The organism is Mesorhizobium sp. M2A.F.Ca.ET.039.01.1.1 (genome assembly GCF_003998035.1).
GTDB lineage: Bacteria > Pseudomonadota > Alphaproteobacteria > Rhizobiales > Rhizobiaceae > Mesorhizobium.
Genome location: NZ_RZRY01001316.1, coordinates 1 through 916, shown reverse-complemented (window position 1 = coordinate 916; position 916 = coordinate 1). Strand labels below are relative to the sequence as shown.

1 protein-coding gene is annotated in these 916 nt (G+C 62.4%); it reads right to left on the bottom strand.

What is annotated here, in order from left to right; genetic code table 11:
* Nucleotides 1-152 precede the first annotated feature (152 nt).
* A partial coding sequence (locus tag EOA24_RS39560) for an NAD(P)-dependent oxidoreductase (RefSeq protein ID WP_133375014.1) occupies nt 153-916 on the bottom strand: 764 nt, incomplete at its 5' end.

Sequence of the window (916 nt, the reverse complement as noted above, 5' to 3'; positions counted from 1 at the left end):
CCACCCTTCCTACACGGCGAAGCAACTGATGTGGCTGACCATCATGCATCTGGCGTTCGTGCTTTCGGCGCTGATGCTGGCCCATATCGACCGGGTCATGGCGTTGGCGAAAGGCAAGAAGGCCGCGGCGGACTAAGGCCGTCTGCGCGCCTTCAGTAGATTCTTCTGACCTTCGTCTGCGAGTTCGCAAACACCTCGTCGGGAACGAAGAAGTCGCCCGCGAGCTGATCGGCGGCGCCGGGCGCGTATACCGAAAAATCCGTCACGCCTTCGGCGCGCAGCACCTCTTCGTCGATGTAGAAATTGCCGGTCGCCTCACGCGACGGGCGCATGAAGATCGCATATGCGGCGTCGGCCATGATGTCGGGCGAGCGGCTCATCGCCGCCACCGTCGCCCCGCCCAGAAGGTTGCGCACCGCGGCCGTGTCGATGGTCGAGATCGGCCAAAGTGAATTCACCGCGATGCCGTCCTTGGCGAACTCGGCGCTCATGCCAAGCGTGCACATCGACATGCCGAATTTCGCCATCGTGTAGGCGACATGGTTCTTGAACCATTTGGCCTTCATGTCGAGCGGCGGCGCCAGATTCAGGATGTGAGGGTTCTTGGCCAACTTCAGGTGCGGAATGCACATTTTGGAGACCAGGAACGTGCCGCGCGTGTTGATCTGATGCATCAGGTCGTAGCGCTTCATATCGGTCTCCAGCGTGCCGGTGAGCTGGATGGCGCTGGCATTGTTGACGCAGATGTCGATGCCGCCGAACCGCTCCACGGTTTTCGCCACCGCCTCGGCGACCTGCGCTTCGTCGCAGATGTCGCAAAGCACCGGCAGCGCCTTGCCGCCGGCCCGCTCGATTTCTTGCGCCGCGGTGTAGATGGTGCCCGGCAGCTTCGGATGCGGCTCGGCGGTCTTGGCAG